This is a genomic window from Streptomyces antimicrobicus, assembly GCF_020532625.1.
GTDB lineage: Bacteria > Actinomycetota > Actinomycetes > Streptomycetales > Streptomycetaceae > Streptomyces > Streptomyces antimicrobicus.
This window is the reverse complement of the sequence record NZ_JAJAUY010000017.1, coordinates 24,094-44,008: the sequence shown is the minus strand read 5'-3', so window position 1 is coordinate 44,008 and position 19,915 is coordinate 24,094. Positions and strand designations below refer to the sequence as shown.

Genomic DNA, 19,915 nt, shown 5'->3' with positions numbered 1-19,915 from the left:
GCACCACCGGGCCGGGTCGTAGGGTCGGAGCATGATCAGCATGGTCGTGAGGCAGGGGACACGGAGCGGGACGGGGCGGCGGCGCAGGGGCCGGGGCTCCGGGCGGTGGCTGCCGGGTGCGGCGCTGGCCGGGGCGCTGGCCGGGTTGCTGGCCGGGTGCGCGACGGAACCGGCGCCGGAACGGGCGCCCGGGCCGACCGCCGGGGCGGGCGCGCCCTCCGTACCCGGCGCGGGCGGGCCGGACCGGGCGCGGGCGGAAGGGTGCCCGGACGGCGGGGTGCGGGTGTCCGAGGGCCCCGGGGACGCGGCCATGGGGCTGCGGGTGGCCTCGGTGCACCTGGTGAACTGCGGGACCGGGCCCTACGTCCTGGAGGGCTGGCCCGACGTACGGCTGCTGGACGAGGCCGGGGCTCCGGTCCGGGTGGACATCGGGCACGGGTCGTACGGCGTCGCCGGGGGCACGCGGTTCGACGAGCCGCCGCGGCGGGTCGAGCTCGGCCCCGGGCAGCAGGCGTCGTTCGGGCTGCTGTGGCGCCACCTCGTGACCGATGCGGACGTCCCCGCGGTCGAGGGCAGGCAGCTGGAGATCCGGCCCCGGCCGGGCGCGCCCCGGCTGTCCCTGGTCCTCACGCGCCCGGTGGACCTCGGCAACACCGGGCGGATGGGCCTCGGCCCCTGGTCGGAGGTGCCGAGGTGACGCCCGGCGCGCCGGACGCACCGCGGCCCGGGGTGGGGGCGGTCCCCCACCCCGGGCCGGGGTGTCAGCGGTCAGCCGGGCGTGAGCGCGGTCACGGCCCGAAGTGGCCGAGCTCCGTGCCGTCGGCCTTGCGCAGCACGGCCGCGGAGGTCGTGGCGTCGAACGTGAAGTACGCGCCCGGGTTGCCCCAGGTGCCGGTGTTCCAGTTCGCGCCGCCCTTGCCCTCGCCGCCGCCGGCCTTGTAGATCACGAGGTTGCCGTCGGTCTGCATGCGGGTGTACGCGCCCACGCTGTAGGTGCCCGCGACGTAAGCCTTGTCCTCGTTGCGGAAGAAGACTCCGAAGTAGCCCCGGTTGTCCTGGGCGACCACGGCGTCGACGCCCCACATCCAGGTGCCGCGCTCAAGGTTCTGGCCACCGGTGAGGGTGTTGCTGCCCACGCGCCAGGTCTTGGTGGACCAGGCGGCGGAGTTGTTCTCGCGGTAGAGGACGAGGTTGGCGTCGTCCTGGAAGTCCACGCGCGCGTTCGGGTTGCCCCAGGTGCCGGTGTTCCACACCGCGCCGCCCTTGGTCGGGCCGCCGTCCTGCTTGTAGATGACGAAGTTGCCGTCCGGCTGGACGATCGCGTACGCGCCGGGGTTGCCGTACGTGCCGGAGGCCCACAGCTCGGCGCCGGCCTTGTGGTCCAGGATCAGGTTGCCGTCCGGCTGCATGTACAGCACGCCGTTCTCGGTCTCGATGTACTCGTTGGAGCCGAGGACGTCCCCGGCGCCCAGCGAGAAGGAGCCGGACGCGGTGGTGGCCGACGCCCGGTCCGAGGAGGTGCGGTTCTTGGCCTTGGCGCCGGCCGGCAGCTTCTTGGCCGGGATCTCCTTGGCGGTCGCCGTGCCGGCCGGGGCCGGAGCGGCCTGCGCCGGGACGACGGCACCCCCCAGGGCGACGGCCGCGACGAGAGCGCCCACGACTGCGGCGCGCTTGCGGTTGAGCTTCATGACTACCCCCCACGAGTAGCTCTCCGCGCTCCATGTTTGAACGCGTTCGATTCGGTCGTGATCATTGCACGGCCGCTGTGGAAACACAAAAGGATTCGGCCAACCGACCGGAATCGGCCGGTCGATGCGTCGCGGACGACGCGTCAGGGCGTCGCTCAGCGGCCGGTGCCGCTGCGCCACAGGACCTCTTCGACTTCCTTCTTGTAGAGGACGAGGTCGCCGTTGCGCTCGAACACCAGGCGGGCGCCCGGGTTGTTCCAGGTGCCGGTGGACCACAGGGCCCCGCCCTTGCCCTGGCCGCCGTCCTTCTTGTAGATCACGAAGTTGCCGTCGGCCTGCATCCGGGCGTAGGCGCCCGGGCCCCAGGTGTGGGAGTCGAAGCGGATGCCGGGCACCTCGCGGTCGCGGATGGTGAGCTTGCCCGTCTGCTCCATCGCCAGGACGGCGTTGTCGCTCCAGGTCCAGTTGCCCACGCCCAGCTGCCAGCCGGCGTACAGGGTGGTGTCCGTCATCCAGGTGGCCGTGTTCCAGGCGGCGGAGCCGTCCTGGCGGTAGATCACGAGGTTGCCGTCGCTCTGCAGGTCGATCCGGGCGCCCGGGTTGCCCCAGGTGCCGGTGGACCACAGGGCGCCGCCCTTGCCCTCGCCGCCGTCCTGCTTGTAGACGACGAGGTTGCCGTCCTGCTGGAAGGTGACGGTCGCGCCGGGGTTGCCGTACGTGCCGGAGGCCCACAGGACGCCGCCCGAGACGTGCTCCAGCACGAGGTTGCCGTCGGCCTGGAGCTTGAGCACCGCGTTCTTGCTGCGCATGACCTCGCCGGCGCCCTGCGTGTGGCCCGGCTCGACGGCTGCGTGCGCGGCCGCCGGTGCGGCCAGGACGCCGGCCGCCAGCGCGGCGGCGACGATGCCGCCGCGCAGCGCCGTACGGGCACGGGGCTTGCGGTTCACGGTCATGGGTCCCCCCACATGATTGGTTCGATTACGTGCCCCACGAGAGTGCCAGGGGACACCGACAGCCGCGCACCCGGGGCCGCGCACCGGCCGGTGCGCCGGCCGGCCGAACGCCGGTCGGCCGGACGCCGCTCGGCCGGCCCGGGCGACGGATCGGCCCGGGCGCGGATCGGCCCGGGCGGCCGATCAGGTCGAGCGGCGGATCAGCAGCAGGGCGCGGTCGTCGTTGACGTCCTTGGCGACCTTTTCGATCAGGTGCCAGGCCGCGCCCTCCCAGCCTGCCGAGACGTAGCGGTCGGCCTCGCCCGTCAGGCGGTCGATGCCCTCGCTGATGTCGCGGTCGGCGGTTTCGACGAGGCCGTCGGTGAAGAGCATCAGGACGTCGCCGGGGCGGAGGTTGCCCTTGGCCGGTTCGAAGGTGGCGCCGTCGTAGACGCCCAGGAGGGGGCCCTCGCCGGACTTCTCGTGCCAGCGGCCGGTGCCCGCGCACAGCTGGAGGGCGGGCAGGTGGCCGGCGGAGAGGAGCTCGTAGTCGCCGGTCTCCAGGTCGAGGACGAGGTGGACGGAGGTGGCGAAGCCCTCGTCCCAGTCCTGGCGCAGCAGGTAGCCGTTGGCGGCCGGCAGGAAGTCGTGCGGCGGGAGGGAGCCGAGCAGGCCGCCGAAGGCGCCCGACAGGAGCAGGGCGCGGGAGCCGGCGTCCATGCCCTTGCCGGAGACGTCGGTGAGGACGACCTCCAGGGTGCGCCCGCCCCCGGTGCGGGCGGCGACCACGAAGTCGCCGGAGAAGGACTGGCCGCCGGCCGGGCGCAGCGCCATCTCGCGGTGCCAGCCGGGTGGCAGGGCCGGCAGCTTGCTCTGCACCCGGATGCGTTCGCGCAGGTCGAAGAGCATGGTGCCGCCGCGCCGCCAGGGCACGCCGACGCGGCTGCGGAACTGGGCGATGACCAGGCCGAAGAACCCGCAGGCGGCGACGACGAGGACGGTGCCCGGGGTGACCCGGGCGGGCCCTTCGGTGTACGGGCCGAGGACGAGCGCCTCGACGATCAGCGCGGTGGCGGAGGCCGCGTACAGCGCGAGCAGGCTCGCGGGGCGCAGCAGGAGCCCGCCCGCGACGATCGGCAGGACCAGCGCGGACGGCGAGAACCACACCGGCAGCATCAGCGTGCCGCAGGTGATGGTGGGGACCGCCAGGAACAGGCCGGCGAAGGCGACCCAGTCCGAGGCGTCGCCGCGGAAGTAGTCCACGGCGGACTTGCGCAGGGCGGTGCGGACCCGGAGCGAGGTCTTGCGCATCCGGGCCATGAGGGTCTGCGCGCTGCGTGCTCCGGCCATTGCTTCGGGACCCTATCCATCCTGGCTGTGCGTGCGCAGGGGTACCCCCTGCCCGAGGCCCGAAATCCGATCGACCGGATACGGGGCCTCCTGGTAGGGATGACGCCATGGCGAATGAGATGCGCGTTTTGCGGCCCGATGAGTGGGATGCCTGGTACAGCCATCTGGAGCTCGCGTTCGGCGGCCAGGCGGAGTCGCCGGAGGAACGGGAGCTGTGGCGCGCGCTGATCGAACCGGAGCGCGCGCTCGGCGTCTGGGACGGCCCGGCCTGCACGGCGTCCGCCGCCGCGTTCAGCTTCCGGCTCACGGTGCCGGGCGGGCCCCTGGTCCCGGCCGCGGGCGTGACGTGCGTGGGGGTGGCGCCGACGCACCGCCGCCGCGGGCTGCTGACGTCGCTGATGCGCCGTCAACTGGACGACGTCCGGGCCGGTGACGAGCCGATCGCCGTGCTGACGGCCTCGGAGCCGGGGATCTACGGGCGCTTCGGCTACGGCATCGCCAGCCACGGCCTCTCGGTGGACGTCGACACCGCCCGGGTACGGCTGGAGGTCCCGCCGGGGACGGACGAGGTGCGGCTGCGCCTGGCGGACCCCGAGCAGTCGCTGGCCGCCTGCGAGAAGGTCTACGCCGAGCTGGTGCCGGCCCGGCCGGGCATGACCGCCCGGCAGCCGGGCTGGGAGCGGCTGCCCGTGCTGGACCCGCCGGGCGACCGCAGCGGGCGTTCGGCCCTGCTGTGCGTGCTCGCCGAGGGCGCGGGCGGGGGGCTGCGCGGGTACGCGCGCTACCGGATCCGGCCCCGGTGGGAGCAGGGCTCCCCCGCCGGCCAGGTCGAGGTGCAGGACCTGGACGCGCTGGACCCGGCGGCGTACGCGGCGCTGTGGCGCTACGTCTGCGGGACCGACCTGGTGTCGTCCGTGCAGGCGTACGGGCGGCCGGTGGACGACCCGCTGCTGCACCTGGTCAGCGACGCGCGGCGGGTCCGGGCACGCGCCAAGGACGCGCTGCACCTGCGGCTGGTGGACCTGCCGGCGGCGCTGCGGGCGCGGGCGTACGACTCGCCGGTGGACGTGGTCCTCGACGTCAGCGACCCCTTCTGCCCGTGGAACGAGGGCCGCTGGCGGCTCGCCGCCGACGGCCGGGGCGAGGTCGTGTGCGAGCCGAGCCGGGAGCCGGCCGACGTCGCGCTGTCGGTGCGGGAGCTGGGCGCGGCGTACCTGGGCGGGACGACGCTGGCCTCGCTGGCGGGTTCGGGGCGGGTGACCGAGCTGCGCGCGGGGGCGCTGACCGAGGTCTCGCGGGCGTTCCGGGGCGAGCTCGCGCCCTGGCTGCCGCACCGCTTCTAGCCGGCGGCCCGGCCCGGTCCGGCGCCCGCCCGCCGCGTCGCCGCGCGGGGGGCACGAGCGTCGGCGCGTCAGCGCGTCTGGCAGCCCGGGCACCAGAAGAGGTTGCGGGCGGCGAGGTCCGCGGTGCGGATCTCGCTCGCGCAGACGTGGCAGGCCATGGTGGCGCGGCGGTAGACGTACACCTCGCCGCCGTGGTCGTCCACGCGCGGCGGGCGGCCCATGGCCTCGGGGGTGTGCTCGGGGCGGACGGTGTCGATCCGGTTGTGCCGGACACCCTCGCGCATCAGCTCCACCAGGTCCTGCCACATCGCGTCCCACTCGGCGCGGGTGAGGTCCTTGCCCGGCCGGTAGGGGTCGATGCCGTGCCGGAAGAGGACCTCGGCGCGGTAGACGTTGCCGACGCCCGCGACGACCTTCTGGTCCATCAGCAGGGCCGCGACGGTGGTGCGGGAGCGGGAGATCTTCGCCCAGGCCCGGTCCGGGTCGCCGTCGGGGCGCAGCGGGTCGGGGCCGAGCCGGTCGTGTACCGCCTTCTTCTCGCCGTCCGTGATCAGCTCGCACGCGGTGGGCCCGCGCAGGTCGGCGTAGTGGTCCTCGTTGAGCAGGCGCAGCCGGACGGTGCCGGTGGCCGGCGGGGCGGGCGCGGGGGCGAAGCCGTACCTGCCGAAGAGGCCGAGGTGGATGTGGATCCAGTCGCCGCCCAGCTGGAGGAAGAGGTGCTTGCCGTGGGCCTCGGCCGAGGCCAGCTCACGGCCGTCGAGCAGTGCCGCGCTCTCGGCGAACCGCCCCTGGGGGCTGCTCACCCGGACCGTCCGGTCGGCGAACCGTTCGGTGTGGTCCTGGGCGAGCCGGTGGATCGTATGCCCCTCGGGCACGGCACTGCTCCTGTACGTACGGCGGACCCGGTACTCGCGCGTACCGGTCCGGGGCGGGTCAGTCCTGCTGCGGGTGGTGGGCCGGGATCGGGGGCAGCTCACCGGTCCGCTCGTAGGCGGAGAGCATGTCGATGCGGCGGGTGTGGCGCTCCTCGTCCGAGTACGGGGTGGCGAGGAAGGCCTCGACGAAGGAGGTGGCCTCGTCCTGGGTGTGCATCCGGCCGCCGACGGAGATCACGTTGGCGTTGTTGTGCTCACGGCCGAGCTTGGCGGTCTCGACGCTCCAGGCCAGGATGGCGCGCACGCCCTTGACCTTGTTGGCGGCGATCTGCTCGCCGTTGCCGGAGCCGCCGATCACGATGCCGAGGCTGCCCTCGTCCGCGGCGGTCTTCTCCGCGGCGCGCAGGCAGAACGGGGGGTAGTCGTCGACGGCGTCGTAGATGTGGGGCCCGCAGTCGACGGGCTCGTGGCCGTTGTTCTTGAGCCAGTCCACGAGGTGGTTCTTGAGCTCAAAGCCGGCGTGGTCGGATCCGAGGTAGACGCGCATGGAACGAGTGTGGCACGAGGGGCCGGGCCACCCGGCGCGGGGTGTCGCGTAGGTCACTCCCCCGCCACCGGCAAAGCTCAAGTAATCCCAAAGTGCCCAGTTCAGGCGCGGATGCCGGATCCGGGACCAACGTCCCGGACGTTCGCACTACGGCAACGATCCGGATTCAGGTCTTCCGTCCGGCGTTAACGCGGGTTTTACTTCCGGAGCTCGCAACCCGAGAACCTAAGGATCCGTCCATGAGCTCCACGACGACCCTTCAGAAGGCAGGCGGTCCGACCGGCGAACCCGGCACCCCTGAGTCTTCCGACGGTCTGAAGGCCGGTCTCAAGAACCGCCACCTGTCCATGATCGCCATCGGCGGCGTCATCGGCGCCGGCCTGTTCGTCGGCTCCGGCGGCGGTATCGCCAAGGCCGGCCCCGCGATCCTGATCTCCTACGCGCTCGTCGGCGCCATGGTCGTCTTCGTGATGCGCATGCTCGGCGAGATGGCGGCCGCCAGCCCGAACTCGGGCTCCTTCTCCGCCTACGCCGACCGCGCGCTCGGCCGCTGGGCCGGCTTCTCCATCGGCTGGCTCTACTGGTTCTTCTGGGTCGTCGTGCTCGCCGTGGAGGCGACCGCCGGTGCCGCCATCCTGGAGGGCTGGATCCCGGCCGTCCCGCAGTGGGCCTGGGCCCTGATCGTGATGGCCGTCCTGACCGCCACCAACCTCGGCTCGGTCGCCTCCTACGGCGAGTTCGAGTTCTGGTTCGCCGGCATCAAGGTCGTCGCCATCGGCGCCTTCGTGGTGATCGGCATGCTGGCCGTCTTCGGCGTGCTGCCGGGCTCGGACAACCCGGGCGCGGGCTTCGCGCACCTGACCGACACCGGCGGCTTCTTCCCCAACGGGTACGGCGCCGTCCTGACCGGTGTGCTGATGGTCGTCTTCTCCTTCATGGGCTCCGAGATCGTGACGCTGGCCGCCGGCGAGTCGGAGAACCCGCGCAAGGCCGTCACCCAGGCCACCAACTCCGTCATCTGGCGGATCGGCGTCTTCTACCTCGGCTCGATCTTCGTCGTGCTGACCCTGCTCCCGTGGAACGACAAGTCGATCACCGAGAAGGGCTCGTACGTCGCCGCCCTGGACTCGATCGGCATCGCGCACGCCGGCACGATCATGGAGGTCATCGTCCTGACCGCCGTGCTGTCCTGCCTGAACTCGGGCCTGTACACCGCCTCCCGCATGGCCTTCTCGCTCGGCGAGCGCGGTGACGCGCCGAAGTCGTTCGCCAAGGTCAACGCCAAGGGCGTGCCGGTCGCCGCGATCCTGGGCTCCACGGTCTTCGGCTTCGTCGCCGTGTACTTCAACTACGCCTTCAAGGACACGGTCTTCAACTTCCTGCTGAACTCCTCCGGCGCCATCGCCCTCTTCGTGTGGCTGGTGATCTGCTTCACCCAGCTGAAGATGCGCGGCATCCTGCTCCGCGAGGACCCGGAGAAGCTGACCGTGAAGATGTGGCTGTTCCCGTGGCTGACCTGGGCCACCGCCGGCCTGATCATGTTCGTGATCGGCTACATGTTCGTGGACGACGCCAACCGCGAGGTGGTCACCCTGTCCACGCTGGTCGCCCTCGTGGTCGTCGCCGTCGGCGTGGTCCTGGACTTCCGCCGCAAGCGCGCGCCGAAGGCGTAACCCCTTCGGGCGGCTCCGGATCCCCGGACCCCCCGCACCACGCGAAGAGCCCGGTCCGCCGTCACGGCGGGCCGGGCTCTTCGTCGTCGTCGGGGTGGAGCCGCGCGGCTCAGCCGCGGCGGCCGGCCAGCTCCCAGGCCGCGGGCAGGGCGCCCATGGCGAGGAGGGCCTTGACCGCGTCGCCGATCAGGAACGGGGTCAGGCCGGCGGCGACGGCCGCGGCCAGCGACATGCCGGTGGCCGCCATCAGGTACGGCACGCCGACGGCGTAGATGATCGCCGAGCCCAGCGCCATGGTGGCGCCGGTGCGCAGCACGGAGCGGTCGGCGCCGCGCCGGGCCAGGGCGCCCACGACGGTGGCGGCGAGCAGCATGCCGAGCACGTAGCCGAACGAGGCTCCGGACGCGCCGGAGGTGCCGCCCGCGAACCAGGGCACGCCCGCCGCGCCGGCGAGGGCGTACAGCGCCAGGGCGAGGAACCCGCGGCGGGCGCCGAAGGCGGTGCCGACGAGCAGCGCGGCGAAGGTCTGGCCGGTGACCGGGACGGGCGAGCCGGGGACCGGCACGGAGATCTGCGCGGCCAGGCCCGTCAGCACGGCGCCGCCGACCACGAGGGCGATGTCGCGGGCCCGGCTCGCGGGGATCAGGTCGGCGAGGACGGTGCCGGGCCGGAGGGCGGCGGACGGGACGGAGGCGGTGCTCATCGGGGCTCCCAGGGACGGTGGGTGGACGGACACCGTGACGTTAGCCCCGGGCCCGGCGCGGTCCCACCGTCACGCAAGCACAAAGCAAGGCTCCCCGCGTTGGTGGGGAGTGGACAAAGATCGGCCGTCCAGCCCGAGGGGGAACGCCCGAAGTGATGCGTATCACGCGGCCCATTGGTTGCCCTGCATCCGTTTTGCACGGCTGCTCCCCGCTCGGGGACACTGTCGGGATGTCACAAGCACCCCTGCCGGACGTCGCCGAGGAACCGCTCGGCCACGGTCTCAAGCAGCGCCACCTGACCATGCTGGGGCTCGGCGGCGTCATCGGCGCCGGCCTCTTCGTCGGCTCCGGCGCCGGCATCTCCGTCGCCGGTCCGGGCATCGTCGTCTCCTATCTGCTCGCCGGCGCCCTCGCGATGCTGGTGATGCGCATGCTCGGCGAGATGTCCGCCGCGCTGCCCGCCTCCGGGTCGTTCTCCGTGCACGCCGAGCGGGCCATGGGGCGCTGGGCCGGGTTCTCGGTGGGCTGGCTGTACTGGTTCCTGCTCGTGGTGGTCCTCGCGGTGGAGGCGACGGGAGCGGCGAACATCGCCCACGGCTGGCTGCCGGACGTGCCGCAGTGGGCCTGGGTGCTGGTCTTCATGCTGGTGTTCACCGCCAGCAACCTGGCCGCGGTGCGCAACTTCGGCGAGTTCGAGTTCTGGTTCGCCGCGCTCAAGGTCGGCGCGATCGTGCTCTTCCTGGTGCTGTCGACGCTGGCGATCTTCGGGCTGCTGCCCGACACCGAGCCGGTGGGCCTGGCCAACCTGACCGGACAGGGGGGCTTCCTGCCCCACGGCTGGTCCGGGGTGGTCTCCGGGGTGCTCGCGGTGGTGTTCGCGTTCGGCGGTCTGGAGGTCGTCACCATCGCGGCGGCCGAGTCCGACGACCCGGCCCGTTCGGTCGCGCGGGCGGTGCGCAGCGCGGTGTGGCGCATCCTCTTCTTCTACATCGGCTCCATGCTGGTGATCGTCACCCTGCTGCCGTGGACGGCGATGAAGCCGGGCGAGAGCCCGTACGTCGCGGTGCTGGACTCCATCGGCATCCCCGGCGCGGGCCAGATCATGAACATCGTGGTGTTCGTGGCGCTGCTGTCGGCCCTGAACGCCAATCTCTACGGCTCCTCGCGCATGGTCTTCTCGCTCGCCGAGCGGGGGGAGGCCCCGGCGGCGCTGCTGAAGGTGTCGGCGGGCGGGGTGCCGCGGCGCGCGGTGGTCGCGTCGGTGGCGTTCGGGTTCGTCTCGGTGGTGCTGAACCTGCTGTGGCCGAAGACGATCTTCCTCTACATGCTGAACGCGGTCGGCGCGGTGCTGCTGTTCGTGTGGGCTCTGATCGCGGTCTCGCAGCTGCTGCTGCGCCGCCGGCTGGAGCGGGAGGTGCCGGAGCGGCTGACGTTGCGGATGTGGGCGTTCCCGTACCTGACGTGGGCGGCGCTGGCCGGCATGGCGGCGGTGCTGGTGCTGATGCTGGCCGACGACTCGGCCCGGCCGCAGGTGCTGTGGTCGGGCGGGGCCGCGGCGGTGGTGCTCGCCGTGGCGGGCCTGCGCGAGCTGCGGACCCGCCGGGCCTGAGCTCCCTCCGGGCCCGCCGGCTCCGACGTCCCGCCGGTGCGGCGGCGAAGGCCCCTGTGCTGGCGCACGGGGGCCTTCGGCGTTCCCTCCGGCGTACGGGAATGATCACGTGCGGTGATCCGGGCGTCCGGATATCGGACGCTCGACGTCCGCCGAGCGGACAGTGGCCAGACTGGGGCACTCACCCCGTCCCCCCGCACACCGGACAGGCACCACCCCATGCGTCGAAGCACCCTCATTCCTGCCGAGCAGGCCGCGCCGCCGGCCGGCGGATCGCCGCTGTCCACCGGACTCAAGCAGCGCCACCTGTCGATGATCGCCCTCGGCGGGGTCATCGGTGCGGGCCTCTTCGTGGGCTCCGGGGCCGGCATCGCCGCCGCCGGACCCTCGATCGTCCTCGCCTACGCGGCGTCGGGACTGCTCGTGATGTGCGTGATGCGGATGCTCGGCGAGATGTCCGCCGCCCACCCCGCCTCCGGCTCCTTCTCCGTGCACGCCGAGCGGGCCGTCGGCCCGTGGGCCGGCTTCACGGTCGGCTGGATGTTCTGGGTGCTGCTGTGCGTGGGCGTGGCCATCGAGGCCATCGGCGCGGCGGCCGTCATGACCGGCTGGTTCCCCGGCACCCCCGACTGGCTGTGGGTGCTGGTGTTCATGGCCGTCTTCTGCGGCTCCAACCTGGCGGCGGTCTCCCACTTCGGCGAGTTCGAGTTCTGGTTCGCCGCCCTGAAGATCGGCGCGATCGGCCTCTTCCTCGTCCTGGGCACGCTGGCGGTCCTCGGCGTGCTGCCCGGCACCGACTCCCCCGGCGCGACCCACCTGCTGCACGAGGGCGGCTTCCTGCCGCACGGCGTCGAGGGGCTGCTGGTGGGCCTGCTCGCCTCCGTCGTCGCGTACGGCGGACTGGAGACGGTGACCATCGCGGCCGCCGAGTCCGAGGACCCGGTCCGCGGGGTGGCCAAGGCCGTGCGCACCACCATGTGGCGCATCGCGGTCGTCTACGTCGGCTCGATGCTGCTCATCGTCACCCTGGTGCCGTGGAGCTCCGAGGCCACGGCGAAGGCCCCGTACGCCGCCGCGCTGGACCAGCTGGGCATCCCCGGCGCCGGGCGGACGATGGACGTGGTCGTCCTGATCGCCCTGCTGTCGGCGATGAACGCCAACATCTACGGCTCCTCGCGCATGGCCTACTCCCTGGTCGCCCGCGGCCAGGGCCCCAGGGCGCTGGGGAAGGTCTCCGGCCGGGTGCCGCGGCGGGCCGTGCTCGCCTCCTGCGGCTTCGGCTTCGTCACCGTGCTGCTGTCGTACTGGTACCCGGACACGCTCTTCACCTGGCTGCTGAACATGGTCGGCGGGGTCATCCTCGTCGTCTGGGGCTTCGTCGCCGTCTCGCAGTACGTGCTGCGCCGCCGGCTGGAGCGGGAGGCGCCGCAGAAGCTCGTCGTGCGGATGTGGGGCTTCCCCTACCTGACCTGGGTGGCGCTGGCCGCGGTGGTGGGCGTGCTGGGGCTGATGGTCCGGGACCCCGGCACGCGCAGCCAGGTGCTCTTCACGGGCGGGCTGGCCCTCTTCCTCGCCGCCACCGGGTACCTGCTCCAGCGTCGGGCACGCGCACTGAGGTGACCCTGACGTGTGAGCCGGAATAGATGCTGCTAGCGTGCAGTTGCGCATTGATTGCAATAGCAGTTGGCACGCTGAGGGGACCGGTTTACACGCATGCCCATCTACACGCTCCCGGAGCTTCCGTACGAGTACTCGGCTCTTGAGCCGGTGATCAACCCGCAGATCATCGAGCTGCACCACGACAAGCACCACGCGGCCTACGTCAAGGGCGCCAACGACACGCTGGAGCAGCTTCAGGAAGCCCGCGACAAGGAGAACTGGGCGGCGCTGAACGGCCTGGAGAAGAACCTGGCGTTCCACCTCTCGGGCCACATCCTGCACAGCATCTACTGGCACAACATGGCCAGCCCCAAGACGGGCGAGGGCGGCGGCGAGCCGACCGCGGCCGACGGCGTGGGCGAGCTCGCGGACGCCATCACCGAGTCCTTCGGCTCCTTCGCCGCGTTCAAGAAGCAGCTCACCTTCGCCTCGTCGGCCACCCAGGGCTCCGGCTGGGGCGTGCTGGCGTACGAGCCGCTCAGCGGCCGGCTGATCGTCGAGCAGGTCTACGACCACCAGGGCAACGTCGGCCAGGCCTCGGTGCCGATCCTGGTCTTCGACGCCTGGGAGCACGCCTTCTACCTGCAGTACAAGAACCAGAAGGTGGACTTCATCGAGGCGATGTGGAACGTCGTCAACTGGCAGGACGTCGCCCGGCGCTACGCCGACGCCAAGGCCAACACCCCGCTGCTGATCCCGGCCAAGGGCTGATCAGCACTCCGGCCGTCCGCCTCGTGATCGTCTTCTCACCCTTCACGTGCGGACATGGGGAACGGAAGGCCCCCGCGACGACGTGCGTCGCGAGGGCCTTCCGTCGTCCGGCCGCCCGGCCTACTCGAAGCTGGGCGCCGCCGTCCGCGTGCGCTTGATCTCGTAGAAGCCGGGGGTGGAGGCGACCAGCAGGGTGCCGTCCCACAGCCGGGCCGCGTCCTCACCGCGCGGGGTGGGCGTGACGACCGGTCCGAAGAAGGCCACCTCGGCGCCGTCCGCGCCGGGCACCGAGATGACCGGGGTGCCGACCTCCTGGCCGACCCGCTCTATGCCGTCGGCGTGGGAGGCGCGCAGGACCTCGTCGTACTCCTCGGAGTCGGCGTAGTCGATCAGCTCGGCCGGCAGTCCGGCGTCGGCCAGCGCGCCGGCGATCGCCTCGCGGGTCGGTCCCTCGCCGTTGTTGTGGAAGCGGGTGCCGAGCGCCGTGTAGAGCTTGCCGACGGCCTCGTCGCCGTGCTTCTGCTGGGCGGCCACGACCACGCGGACCGGCGCGAAGCCCTTGGGGCCGGTCAGCCAGCGGTAGGCCTCGGGCAGTTCGTCCAGCTTGTCCTCGTTGAGGACCGCGAGGCTCATCACGTGCCAGCGCACCTCGACGTCACGGACCTTCTCGACCTCCAGCATCCAGCGGGACGTCATCCAGGCCCACGGGCACAGCGGGTCGAACCAGAAGTCGACCGGGGTCTTCTCGCGCACCTGGGTGTCGGACATGGCTCTCCTCGCAGCAAAGGGCGTCACGGGTCGTGTTCAGATGCGCCAACCGGCAGCCGGTCCGGCGCATTCCCCGTGGGAGGATGCGACCGAAGGTGAGCGATACGCACGAAGGAGTGCCGGTGCCCGGAGAGAATCTGTCCCGTGACGAGGCCCGCGAGCGGGCCGAGCTGCTGTCCGTCGACAGGTACGAGGTGGCCCTCGACCTGAGGTCCGCGGTGGACGAGAACGATCCGGCCGAAAAGCCGCGCACCTTCCGCTCGGTGACCACGATCCGCTTCCGCTCCGCGGTTCCCGGCGCCGCCAGCTTCGCCGACCTGATCGCGCCCTCGGTCAACGCGGTCACCCTCAACGGGCGCCCGCTGGACCCGGCCGAGGTCTTCGACGGCGCGCGGATCGCGCTCCCGGACCTCGACTCCGACAACGTCCTGGTCGTCGACGCGAACTGCGCCTACAGCCGCACCGGCGAGGGCATGCACCGGTTCGTGGACCCCGAGGACGGCGAGGTCTACCTCTACACCCAGTACGAGCCGGCCGACGCCCGCCGGGTCTACGCCACCTTCGAGCAGCCCGACCTCAAGGCCCCGCACCGCTTCGAGGTGACCGCACCCGAGGGCTGGCAGGTGTGGAGCAACGGCGCCGAGGAGTCCCGCGAGGGCGGGGTGTGGCGGTTCGCCGAGACCGCGCCCATCTCGACGTACATCACCTGCGTGGTGGCCGGTCCGTACCACTACGTCACGGACACCTACACGCGCGGGGACCTGACGATCCCGCTCGGCGCGATGTGCCGCAAGGGCCTGGCCAAGCACTTCGACGCCGAGGACGTCTTCCTGGTCACCAAGCAGGGCTTCGACTTCTTCCACGAGCACTTCGACTACCCGTACCCGTTCGGCAAGTACGACCAGGCCTTCGTGCCGGAGTACAACCTGGGCGCCATGGAGAACCCGGGGATGGTGACCTTCCGCGAGGAGTACATCTTCCGCGGGAAGGTCACGCGGGCGGCCTACGAGCGGCGCTGCAACACGATCCTGCACGAGATGGCCCACATGTGGTTCGGCGACCTGGTCACCATGAAGTGGTGGGACGACCTGTGGCTGAAGGAGTCCTTCGCCGACTTCATGGGCACCTTCTCGCAGGTCGAGGCGACCCGCTTCGACCAGGCCTGGGTCACCTTCGCCAACAACCGCAAGGCATGGGCGTACCGGGCCGACCAGCTGCCCTCGACGCACCCGATCACGGCCGACATCCGCGACCTGGAGGACGCCAAGCTCAACTTCGACGGCATCACCTACGCCAAGGGCGCGGCGGTGCTCAAGCAGCTGGTGGCGTACGTCGGGCGGGAGGCGTTCCTGGAAGGCGCGCGGCGCTACTTCAAGGCGAACGCCTACGGCAACACCACGCTGGACGACCTGCTGGCGGTGCTCGGCGAGGTGTCCGGGCGGGACATGGCCGCCTGGTCGCGGTCGTGGCTGCAGACCTCCGGCGTGAACGCGCTCACCCCGGCGGTGACGTACGACGCGGCCGGCCGGATCACGGAGCTGGCGGTGCTCCAGGAGGGCGACGAGCTGCGCCCGCACCGGGTGGCGGTCGGCCTGTACCGGCTGGAGTCCACCGGCGCGGTCGTCCGCTACGCCCGCGCCGAGGCGGACGTGTCCGGCGAGCGGACGGTGGTCGGCGAGCTGACCGGCATGGAGCGGCCGGACCTCGTCCTGGTCAACGACGACGACCTGACCTACTGCAAGATCCGCTTCGACGAGGGTTCGCTGGCCACGCTGCGCCGCCACCTCGGCGACGTGAGCGACCCGCTGGCGCGGGCGCTGTGCTGGTCGGCGCTGTGGAACCTGACGCGGGACGGGCTGATGCCGGCCCGGGACTTCCTGTCGCTGGTGCTGGCCTTCGCGGGCCGCGAGTCGGACGTCGGCGTGCTGCAGATGCTGCACGCGCAGGCACTGGGCGCCGTCACGCACTACGCCGCGCCCGCCTGGCGGGAGCAGGGGGCCCGGGAGCTGGCGGCCGGCGCGCTGCACGAGCTGCGGCTGGCCGAGCCGGGCTCGGAGCACCAGCTGACCTGGGCCCGGTTCTTCGCCGCGAGCGCCTCCTCGGAGGGTGACTTCCAGCTGCTCCAGGGGCTGCTGGAGGGTTCGGCCCGGATCGACGGGCTGGAGGTGGACCAGGAGCTGCGCTGGGACTTCCTGCTGCCGCTGGCCACCCACGGCGTCGCGGACGAGGGCGTGCTCGCGGCCGAACTGTCGCGCGACGACACGGCCTCGGGCAAGCGCCACCAGGTGCGCTGCCTGGCGGCCCGGCCCTCGGCGGCGGTCAAGGACCAGGCGTGGGCGGCGGTCGTGGAGTCGGACGCGCTGTCGAACGCGCTGGTCGAGGCGACGATCTCGGGCATGCAGCAGCCGTCGCAGCGGGCCCTGCTGTCGCCGTACACCGACCGCTACTTCGAGGTGATCGAGCGGATCTGGGCCGAGCGCTCCATCCAGATCGGCATGGACGTGGTGCGCGGGCTGTTCCCGGCCCTGCAGGACGACCGGACCACGCTGGCGGCCACCGACGCCTGGCTGGCGGCCCACGAGGACGCCGCCCCGGCGCTGCGCCGGCTGGTGCTGGAGTCCCGTGACGACCTCGCCCGGGCGCTGCGCGCCCAGGACTGCGACGCCGCGGCGGGCTGACCTGCGTGACTGCCGATGGGGCGGGCGCCCCATCGGCAGTCGAACGGCAGTACTTTAGTGCGGAGTTGTCCCGATTCTTCGACGGGCCTGTAACAGCGGTTAGGGGGCCGGGCGGCGGCGGGAATCCCAGCCGCATGAACCACAACACCCCCCTCCCCCTCCGCCACCTCGCCGACCGCACCCGCCCCCGGGTGATGACCCTCGCCCAGCTGCGCGAGCACGGGGTGAGCGCCGCCGAGGCCGCGGAGCGGCCCTGGCAGCAGATCCTGCCCGGTGTGTTCCTGCTCCACTCCGGCCCGGCCACCAGCGAGGAGCGGCTGCACGCGGTGCTGCTCTACGCCGGCCGGCGCGGCGGCGAGGTCATGATCACCGGGCTCGCGGCCCTCGCCCTGTACGGCTTCCGCTCCGCGCCCCCGCTGCTGGCGCTCCAGCACATCGACGTCCTGGTGCCCAGCACCCGCCGGCTGCGCTCGGCCGGCTGCGCCCGGCTGGTGCGCACCCCGCACCCGCCGCGGTCGACCGAGGTGACCGGGCTGCCGGTCGCGCCGGTGGCCCGGGCCGTCGCCGACGCGGTGGCCCAGCTCGGCGACGCGGGCACGGTGCGCCGGCTGCTGAGCGAGGCGGTCCGGGCCGGGCACTGCGAGCCGGGGGCGGTCGTGCGGGAGTTGACCGTGGCGCGGCTGCTGAACCGGCCGCACGTGGTCGACGCCGTGGAGTCGCTGCTCGCCGAGGGGCGGGCCATCGCCGAGGACCGGCTCTACCAGCTGGTGCGTACGTACCGGCTGCCGGACCCGGTGTGGAACGTCGACCTGCGGGTGCCCGGCGGCCCGCACCTGGGCTCGGTGGACGCCTACTGGCCCGACCACGCGGTGGCGGTGGAGATCGACACCCGGGCGCCCCGGCAGGGCGAGGACGAGCAGTGGTCGCAGGCCGTGCGCAAGCGGGAGGCGCTGGAGCAGCTCGGGGTGACCGTGCTGCACATCACCCCCCGCAAGCTGCGCGACCACGCCGAGCAGCAGGCCGCGGTGGTGCGGACCGCGCTGACGGCGGCCGGCGACCGGGAGCCGGCCGGCTACCTCGTGGTGCTGCCGAGGTGAGGGTTGGCCGGAGAGTACTCCGGGGTGCTCCACAGGAGCCGGCCCGCGGGGAGGCTCTCGACGACGGACTCGACGGTGAACACCACGGTGCGCGCGCCGTCCGGCGCGAACTCGGTGCGGGCCCGGCCGGTGAGCTGGAGCTGCGCGCCGGTCTCCCAGTGCGGGAACAGCAGCCCGGCCCGCGGGTCGGCGGCGAGGTTGCCCAGGGTCAGGAACATGCTGTTGCCCGCGTAGTCCGGCCAGGCCAGTTCGTGTGCGCCGCGCACCTGGACGAAGCCCGGGTTGCCGCCGCGATGGCTGGCGTCGACCCCGTCGGCTGCGGTGGTGGCCACGAAGAACGTGTCGGCGGCGCGGACGGCCCGCTGCTGCGCGGCGGTGAGCGCGTCCCCCTGGCGCACCACGCCCGGTCCCTGCGGTTCCAGCTTCAGCGGCTGCCGTTTTTGGAGGTACTTCGGGCAGTTGGCGAATACCTGCTCTGCGTCGACGGTGAAACCGCCGCCGCCCGGCGCCGCCGTGAGCGTGCCGTTCAGGCGCATGCGCCGGCGGGTGCGCGGGTCGAGGGCGATCGTGCCGACCGCGGTGCCGTCGGTGGCCAGGGCCCCGGTGAGCGGGTCGCCGGCCGGGAGCCCGCCGGCGACGGCCAGCGTCCCCGTCCCGCGCGCCCGCAGGAAGCCGGGCGGACCGGTGAGGACTGACGCCCACATCCGGCCCGCCGCGTCGGCCGCGCCCACGACCAGGAAGGGCTGCCGCGCCAGGAAGTCCGCGGCGACGTCCTTGATCACGGGGGTGATGGAGCGTCCGACGTGGTCGGCGAGCTCCCGTACGCCGACCTGGTCCTGGACGGCCCGCGAGCCCTGGTGATAGGCGCGGGTCATTAGAAGAACCCGCAGGTCGGAGCGCCGGTCGTGGGAGCGGGAGCACCCTCGGCGCCGGTCGGGACGGAGATCTCCAGGCGGGTGCCGTCCGGGTCGTGGAAGAAGATGCCGCCTGAGGCGGCGCCCTCGCCGTGGGCGACCACGCCCTCGTAGGCGAAGTCGACGCCGAGCGCGCGCAGCCGCTCCTCGTAGGCCCGGACCTCCTCGATGGTGCCGGCGGAGAACGCCAGGTGGTGCAGGCCCGCGGTGGCCGGGGCGTAGGCGCCCTCGGCCTGCTCCCACAGGGTCAGGACGAGTTCGCCGTCCCGGCCGAGGAAGGCGTACCTGCGGCCCTCCTCCTTGCCCTCGCCGAGGAGGTCGAAGCCGAGGGCCTCGCGGTAGAAGCCCAGGGAGCGGGCCAGTTCGGTGACGTTGAGCCCCACGTGCCCGGTGCGGAGCGTGCCGATGGCGGTGGTCATGAAGATTCCCTTCCCCTTGCCGTTCACAACTCTCTAACCTTCTAAATCGAGATTAGAGGTTAGGCGCGAAGGCGTCAACCGGTCACGTAGGCTTTGAGGGGTTAGCAGCGACGACGGAGGCACCACATGACCGGGACGGACCCGCGGCCCCTGACCGGGGAGCCGGTCGCGCTGGACCTGCTCAACACCCGGTGGATGCGCGACGGCGAGCCGCAGGACCTCTTCGCCGGCGCCTGCGGGCTGACCCGGCTGGAAGGGCTCGCGATCTGGCTGGCCGCCAACGGGCTGGAGCGGCGCTTCCGCGCGGACGCCCCGACCCTCATCCACCTGCTGACCGCCCGCGAGGCGATCGCCCGCGCGGTCGACGCCCCCGCCGACGCCGCCGCCCGCGCCCTGGTCGACGGCGTACTGGAGCACGGCCGCATCCGGCTCACGCTGGACGCCGACGGGCAGGGCGAGCGGCCCGAGTTCGCCGACCCGGCCTGGGGCCCGGCCTGGACGGCCGCGCGCAACTACCTGGACCTACTGGCCGCGGGGCCCGACCGGATCCGCCCCTGCGCCTCCGCCACCTGCGTCCTGCACTTCTTCGACACCTCGCGCAACGGCACCCGGCGCTGGTGCTCGATGGCGGTCTGCGGCAACCGGGCGAAGGCCTCGCGCCACTACGCGCGCACGCGCGAGCGCTGAACGCCCCGAAGTTGTCACACCCCCGCGGCGCGCGGTCGCCGGCGGGCCCCTGAGCGAGGGTCGGAAAGTCTACAAATCAACTCACTGACGCCATCAGGTCGTACCGCTCTGTCCCGGTACGGCCTGTGTGGCGCATACCCCGCGGTGGCGGGATACCGCCACGATGAGTACGGGTCAATAACAACACTCCCCAAACACTTGTCCGTTGCGCAAAGCTGACCGGTCATCCGGCACCGAAATCCGGACCCTTTCTTCCACTCA

Annotated in this window: 18 protein-coding genes; 9 read left to right on the top strand and 9 right to left on the bottom strand. The window is 72.5% G+C overall.

Features of this window, described 5'->3' with window-relative positions; all coding sequences use genetic code 11:
* Positions 1 to 31 precede the first annotated feature (31 nt).
* A complete protein-coding gene (locus LG632_RS07090; RefSeq protein ID WP_226725971.1) occupies positions 32 to 697 on the top strand; it encodes a DUF4232 domain-containing protein in 666 nt (221 codons plus the stop codon).
* A 91-nt stretch (positions 698 to 788) separates the two neighbouring features.
* Here LG632_RS07090 and LG632_RS07085 read toward each other — a convergent pair whose 3' ends face one another.
* The 3 genes from LG632_RS07085 to LG632_RS07075 all read right to left on the bottom strand — a co-directional run bounded on the left by LG632_RS07085 (position 789) and on the right by LG632_RS07075 (position 3,970).
* Positions 789 to 1,688 carry a hypothetical protein gene (locus tag LG632_RS07085; protein ID WP_226725970.1) on the bottom strand — a complete coding sequence of 300 codons (900 nt, stop codon included), beginning with the start codon at positions 1,686 to 1,688 and terminating at the stop codon, positions 789 to 791.
* 155 nt (positions 1,689 to 1,843) lie between these two features.
* On the bottom strand, positions 1,844 to 2,641 hold the full coding sequence (locus tag LG632_RS07080) for a hypothetical protein (RefSeq protein ID WP_226725969.1): 798 nt from the start codon (positions 2,639 to 2,641) through the stop codon (positions 1,844 to 1,846).
* Between the two features lie 183 nt (positions 2,642 to 2,824).
* Positions 2,825 to 3,970, bottom strand: a complete 1,146-nt coding sequence (locus tag LG632_RS07075; protein WP_226725968.1) for a PP2C family protein-serine/threonine phosphatase — start codon at positions 3,968 to 3,970, stop codon at positions 2,825 to 2,827.
* Positions 3,971 to 4,077: 107 nt separating this feature from the next.
* Between LG632_RS07075 and LG632_RS07070 the strand changes: the two genes are divergently transcribed.
* Entirely contained in the window at positions 4,078 to 5,313 is a 1,236-nt protein-coding gene (locus LG632_RS07070) for a GNAT family N-acetyltransferase (RefSeq protein WP_226725967.1), read from the top strand.
* A 68-nt stretch (positions 5,314 to 5,381) separates the two neighbouring features.
* Here LG632_RS07070 and LG632_RS07065 read toward each other — a convergent pair whose 3' ends face one another.
* Both LG632_RS07065 and LG632_RS07060 read right to left on the bottom strand, forming a co-directional pair.
* Positions 5,382 to 6,188: an Fpg/Nei family DNA glycosylase gene (locus tag LG632_RS07065; protein ID WP_226725966.1), complete on the bottom strand. Its 807-nt coding sequence runs from the start codon at positions 6,186 to 6,188 to the stop codon at positions 5,382 to 5,384.
* 58 nt (positions 6,189 to 6,246) lie between these two features.
* Positions 6,247 to 6,735 (bottom strand): ribose-5-phosphate isomerase, encoded by a 489-nt coding sequence (locus tag LG632_RS07060; RefSeq protein ID WP_226725965.1) that lies wholly within the window; start codon positions 6,733 to 6,735, stop codon positions 6,247 to 6,249.
* A 239-nt stretch (positions 6,736 to 6,974) separates the two neighbouring features.
* Here LG632_RS07060 and LG632_RS07055 point away from each other — a divergent pair, with 239 nt between their 5' ends.
* On the top strand, positions 6,975 to 8,408 hold the full coding sequence (locus LG632_RS07055; protein ID WP_226725964.1) for an amino acid permease: 1,434 nt from the start codon (positions 6,975 to 6,977) through the stop codon (positions 8,406 to 8,408).
* 109 nt (positions 8,409 to 8,517) lie between these two features.
* On the opposite strand, the gene LG632_RS07050 is transcribed toward LG632_RS07055, so the two are convergent.
* Positions 8,518 to 9,111 carry a biotin transporter BioY gene (locus LG632_RS07050; RefSeq protein WP_226725963.1) on the bottom strand — a complete coding sequence of 198 codons (594 nt, stop codon included), beginning with the start codon at positions 9,109 to 9,111 and terminating at the stop codon, positions 8,518 to 8,520.
* A gap of 230 nt (positions 9,112 to 9,341) precedes the next feature.
* Here LG632_RS07050 and LG632_RS07045 point away from each other — a divergent pair, with 230 nt between their 5' ends.
* The 3 genes from LG632_RS07045 (at position 9,342) to LG632_RS07035 (ending at position 13,091) form a co-directional block, all read left to right on the top strand.
* Positions 9,342 to 10,721, top strand: coding sequence for an amino acid permease (locus tag LG632_RS07045; protein WP_226725962.1), 1,380 nt, complete (start codon positions 9,342 to 9,344; stop codon positions 10,719 to 10,721).
* A 219-nt stretch (positions 10,722 to 10,940) separates the two neighbouring features.
* Positions 10,941 to 12,341, top strand: a complete 1,401-nt coding sequence (locus tag LG632_RS07040; protein WP_226725961.1) for an amino acid permease — start codon at positions 10,941 to 10,943, stop codon at positions 12,339 to 12,341.
* Positions 12,342 to 12,434: 93 nt separating this feature from the next.
* A complete protein-coding gene (locus tag LG632_RS07035; protein WP_226725960.1) occupies positions 12,435 to 13,091 on the top strand; it encodes a superoxide dismutase in 657 nt (218 codons plus the stop codon).
* A 120-nt stretch (positions 13,092 to 13,211) separates the two neighbouring features.
* Here the strand turns inward: LG632_RS07035 and LG632_RS07030 are convergent, their stop codons facing one another.
* Positions 13,212 to 13,859 carry a mycothiol-dependent nitroreductase Rv2466c family protein gene (locus LG632_RS07030; protein WP_226725959.1) on the bottom strand — a complete coding sequence of 216 codons (648 nt, stop codon included), beginning with the start codon at positions 13,857 to 13,859 and terminating at the stop codon, positions 13,212 to 13,214.
* Positions 13,860 to 13,981: 122 nt separating this feature from the next.
* Here LG632_RS07030 and pepN point away from each other — a divergent pair, with 122 nt between their 5' ends.
* The gene (gene pepN / locus LG632_RS07025; RefSeq protein ID WP_226725958.1) at positions 13,982 to 16,537 is read left to right on the top strand and encodes an aminopeptidase N; all 2,556 of its coding nucleotides are present in this window, start codon (positions 13,982 to 13,984) and stop codon (positions 16,535 to 16,537) included.
* A 134-nt stretch (positions 16,538 to 16,671) separates the two neighbouring features.
* Entirely contained in the window at positions 16,672 to 17,634 is a 963-nt protein-coding gene (locus LG632_RS07020; RefSeq protein ID WP_226725957.1) for a hypothetical protein, read from the top strand.
* On the opposite strand, the gene LG632_RS07015 is transcribed toward LG632_RS07020, so the two are convergent.
* Together LG632_RS07015 and LG632_RS07010 are read right to left on the bottom strand one after the other, a co-directional pair.
* Complete coding sequence (locus tag LG632_RS07015; protein ID WP_226725956.1) at positions 17,610 to 18,509, bottom strand: pyridoxamine 5'-phosphate oxidase family protein; 900 nt, start codon at positions 18,507 to 18,509, stop codon at positions 17,610 to 17,612. The genes LG632_RS07020 and LG632_RS07015 overlap by 25 nt on opposite strands.
* Entirely contained in the window at positions 18,509 to 18,967 is a 459-nt protein-coding gene (locus tag LG632_RS07010) for a VOC family protein (protein ID WP_226725955.1), read from the bottom strand. The genes LG632_RS07015 and LG632_RS07010 overlap by 1 nt, the downstream gene beginning before the upstream one ends.
* A 126-nt stretch (positions 18,968 to 19,093) precedes the next feature.
* Here LG632_RS07010 and LG632_RS07005 point away from each other — a divergent pair, with 126 nt between their 5' ends.
* Complete coding sequence (locus LG632_RS07005; protein ID WP_226725954.1) at positions 19,094 to 19,654, top strand: CGNR zinc finger domain-containing protein; 561 nt, start codon at positions 19,094 to 19,096, stop codon at positions 19,652 to 19,654.
* Positions 19,655 to 19,915 lie beyond the last annotated feature (261 nt).